Below are 3,632 nucleotides of genomic sequence, written 5' to 3'. Positions count from 1 at the left end.
CCGCGGTCGTCCTCGAGATCGAGGTCGGCGTGGTCGGCGGCGAGGAGGACGGCGTCGAGAACGCCATCAACGAGAAGCTCTACACCACCGTCGAGGACGGCCTGGCCATGGTCGAGGCGCTCGGCCTCGGCGAGAAGGGCCGCTACATGGCGGCGCTGACCTTCGGCAACGTGCACGGTGTCTACAAGCCGGGCAACGTCAAGCTCCGCCCGGAGGTGCTCGACCACATCCAGATGGCGGTCGGCGCCAAGTACGGCAAGGAGAAGCCGCTCAGCCTGGTCTTCCACGGCGGTTCCGGCTCGCTGCTGTCGGAGATCCGCGAGGCGCTGGACTACGGCGTGGTGAAGATGAACATCGACACCGACACCCAGTACACCTTCACCCGGCCGGTCGCGGACCACATGTTCCGCAACTACGACGGCGTGCTCAAGGTGGACGGCGAGGTCGGCAACAAGAAGCTGTACGACCCGCGGGTCTGGGGCAAGGCCGCCGAGGCGGGCATGGCCGCCCGCGTCGTGGAGGCCTGCGAGCACCTGCGCTCCACCGGCACCAAGATGAAGTAACCAGCACGCAACCCGGAAGGCCGGCTCCCGCACGGGGGGCCGGCCCTTCCGGGTCAGGCCGTCGCGGTCAGCACCCGGACCGCCTCGCGGACGTCGTCGGTCAGGTGCACCGTGGCCGACAGGTCACCGAAGTGCGAGGCGGCCAGCAGCGGCCGCAGCAACGACTCCACCGGCAGCTCCGTCGTCCAGTACGCGCGGTCGAGGAAGACGTACGCGCCGCTCGCCCCGTCGGTGCCGTAGTACGTCTTGGTGGCCGCCTGGAACACCTCCTGCACCGTCCCGGCCCGGCCGGGCGCGAAGACGATCCCGCCCCGGGCCAGCCGCAGGATGGTGTCCTCCCGGATCGCGTTGGAGAAGTACTTGGCGATCCGTCCGGCGAACAGGTTCGCCGGCTCGTGCCCGTACAGCCAGGTGGGGATGGCCAGCCCGCCCGAGCGGGCCCACTCGGTGCCGGCCGCCGCGGGGCGCTGCGCCGGCAGCGTCGGCCCGGGCGCGTACCGCTCGCGTACCGCCAGGGCGGCGGCCGTGTAGCGGTCGTGGTCGGTGAAGTCGGGGGCGGTGGCGAGCAGGTCGATCGCGGCGGTCAATTCCTCCGCCGGCCAGGCCGCGAGGAACGCGCCCAGGTTGGCCGCCTCCATCACGCCTGGACCGCCGCCGGTCACCACCAGCCGGTCGGCCCGCGCCAGCTCCCAGCCCAGCACCGCCGCCATCCGGTACGCGGCGCTGCCGCGCGGCACCGCGTGCCCGCCCATCACCCCCACCACGGACTGCGGCCCGTGCGCGGCCAACCACGCCCGGGTGGCGTCGGCCAGGGCGTTGTCCACCCCGTGGTCGTGCAGCCGCTGGCCGAGCGCCTCCCGGACGTCCGGCAGGGCCCCGCCGTGGGCGCGGAAGTGCTCGTACACCCGGGTGTCGTACATCCCGGCGAACCCCGCCTCCGCGAAGCCCGCGGCCAGGTCCTCCGCAGTGTAGAGGCGGGCCGGCTGGGTCGGGTAGGGCAGCTTCGAGAAAGGGGGAACCACGTTCGCCCCGCGCCGGACCAGGTCGGCGCCGATCTCGCGGTTGGCGAACCGACAGCCCACGAAGAGCGTGTCGGCCACGTCGGTCCGGGTCAGGTCGGGAACGGGATCTACGTCGAGGCGGAGCCCCTGCACGGTGAATCCGGCGAGGCTGCCGGTGGCCAGGTGCCGGTCGAACTCTGCGCGGGTCTCGATCTCGTGGGTGTCGTGCGGCTCGATGACGTCCGCGGGAGGTGGGGTCGGCACCAGGCCATCCTGCCCGCACCGGGCAAGCCCGGCAAACTCCGGCAGGACGGACAGGAGCCCGGCGGGTCTGGCCACCGGGCTCCTGCGTAACCGGGTCCTGGGGAGGCTCCGGACCCATAGTTGTAGTGGAAATCACCGCCGCGTGGCATGGGCCGCGGGTACGTGCGCGGCGGGCCGCAGGCGTGACGAAACCCTCATCCGTTCAGCCGACCGGGTCGCCCGACCCCCTCGCGCGGCCCTGGGCGAAGCGGGTTGAATGGGGCGATGCAGAACCTGTTGCCTGAGCCACCGGCCACCCTCCTGCCCGCGCACGAGGAGGCCGACGCCGCCCTGGCTGACGCCGTCGAGAAGGACACCGACGAGGCGTACGCCGCGGTGGCGGCCCGCTTCCCGACCTACAGCGCCGCCTGGGCGGCGCTCGCCACCCGCGCGTTCGCCGCAGGCCAGGTCGTTCCCGCGTACGCGTACGCCCGCACCGGCTACCACCGGGGCCTGGACCAGCTGCGCCGCAGCGGTTGGAAGGGGCACGGGCCGGTGCCCTGGTCGCACAAGCCGAACCGGGGCTTCCTGCGCTGCCTCTACCTGCTCTCCCGGGCCGCCGGCGAGATCGGCGAGGCCGACGAGGCGGCCCGCTGCGCCCAGTTCCTCCGCGACTGCGACCCGGCCGCCGGGGACGCCCTCGCCAGCAACTGACCCGCGCCGACGCCGGTCCAGACGTCGGACCGGCCGTCGTGCCCGTTCAGAGCCCTTCGGCGACCGCAGCGGCGATCTTCAGCCAGGCGTCCCGGGTGGCCGAGGAGAGCTGCCCGTACCGGATCGGCTCTCCGGTGTCGATCAGTCGCTCGTACGGCGCGAGCAGCACCGCCCGGGTCCGGGCGGCGAAGTGCTCCTGGATCGCCGGCAGGTCGATCTCCTTGCGGGACGGCGGCATCGACACCACCGTCACCGCCTGCCGGACCAGCCGCTGCCGGCCGCTCTGCTCCAGGTGGTCGAGCATCCGGGCGGCGGTCTCCGCCGAGTCGTTCCGGGCCGACATGGTGACCACCAACTGGTCGGTGGCGTCCATCGCGGCCTGCCAGTTCTGCGCCCGGACGTTGTTCCCGGTGTCCACGAAGATCAGCTTGTAGAAGCGGCTGACCACCTCGCGGATCTCGGCGAACGCGGCCGCGGTGAGCATCTCCCCGCCGGTGGCCGACTCGTCCGAGGCGAGCACGTCGAACATCCCCTCGCCCTGCGAGCGGACGTACTGCGACAGGTCGCCGACCCGGCCGTGCGCGCCCTGGAACTGGCCCAGGTCGCGCAGCATGTCCCGGACCGTACGGGAGTGGAAGTCCTGCTGGGCCCGCATGCCCAGGGTGCCCTGGGTCTCGTTGTTGTCCCAGGCCAGCACGTAGCCGCCGCGCTTCTGCCCGAACGTCATGGCGAGCAGCAGGATCGCCACCGTCTTCCCGGCGCCGCCCTTCGGGTTGACCACCGTCACCTGGCGCAGCCCGCCGAAGTTGCGGCGGACCATCTCGATGTCGCGCTTGAGTTCCTGCTCGTGCCGCCCGGGCGCGAGCCGGACCAGCCCCGTCCGGTTGACCACGGCCCGCACGCCCATGGTGGCCACCGGGTCCACCGGCCGGGCCTGCCGCCGCCGGGCGAAGTCCTCGGCGGTCGGGGTGGCGCCGGTCTCCGGCGTCCAGACCGGGTCCGGGTACGCCCCGGGCGGCTGCTGCGGCGGGCCGGGCGGGTGCGGTCCGGCGCCCGCCTGCTGCGGCCAGGCCGACGGGTACCAGCCGGGCGGGGCGGGTCCGGGCGCCTG

4 protein-coding genes are annotated in these 3,632 nt (G+C 73.3%); 2 read left to right on the top strand and 2 right to left on the bottom strand.

Annotated features, from left to right (window positions below; translation table 11 throughout):
• Positions 1-563: class II fructose-bisphosphate aldolase (locus JNW87_RS36230; RefSeq protein ID WP_238455260.1), on the top strand; the 563-nt coding region annotated here is incomplete at its 5' end.
• A gap of 53 nt (positions 564-616) precedes the next feature.
• Here JNW87_RS36230 and JNW87_RS36225 read toward each other — a convergent pair.
• Entirely contained in the window at positions 617-1,828 is a 1,212-nt protein-coding gene (locus JNW87_RS36225; protein ID WP_238455259.1) for an LOG family protein, read from the bottom strand.
• 264 nt (positions 1,829-2,092) lie between these two features.
• Between JNW87_RS36225 and JNW87_RS36220 the strand changes: the two genes are divergently transcribed.
• Entirely contained in the window at positions 2,093-2,521 is a 429-nt protein-coding gene (locus tag JNW87_RS36220; RefSeq protein WP_109801085.1) for a DUF3151 domain-containing protein, read from the top strand.
• Between the two features lie 46 nt (positions 2,522-2,567).
• Here the strand turns inward: JNW87_RS36220 and JNW87_RS36215 are convergent.
• A partial coding sequence (locus JNW87_RS36215; RefSeq protein ID WP_375373591.1) for a MinD/ParA family protein occupies positions 2,568-3,632 on the bottom strand: 1,065 nt, incomplete at its 5' end.

The sequence above is a fragment of the Micromonospora sp. ATA51 genome, assembly GCF_016802855.1.
Taxonomy (GTDB): Bacteria; Actinomycetota; Actinomycetes; order Mycobacteriales; family Micromonosporaceae; genus Micromonospora; species Micromonospora sicca.
This window is presented reverse-complemented; position numbering and strand designations above follow the sequence as displayed.

Excerpts from the sequence above, each read along its gene's own strand:
- JNW87_RS36220 (WP_109801085.1), top strand. The coding sequence starts at position 2,093 with ATGCAGAACCTGTTGCCTGAGCCACCGGCCACCCTCCTGCCCGCGCAC.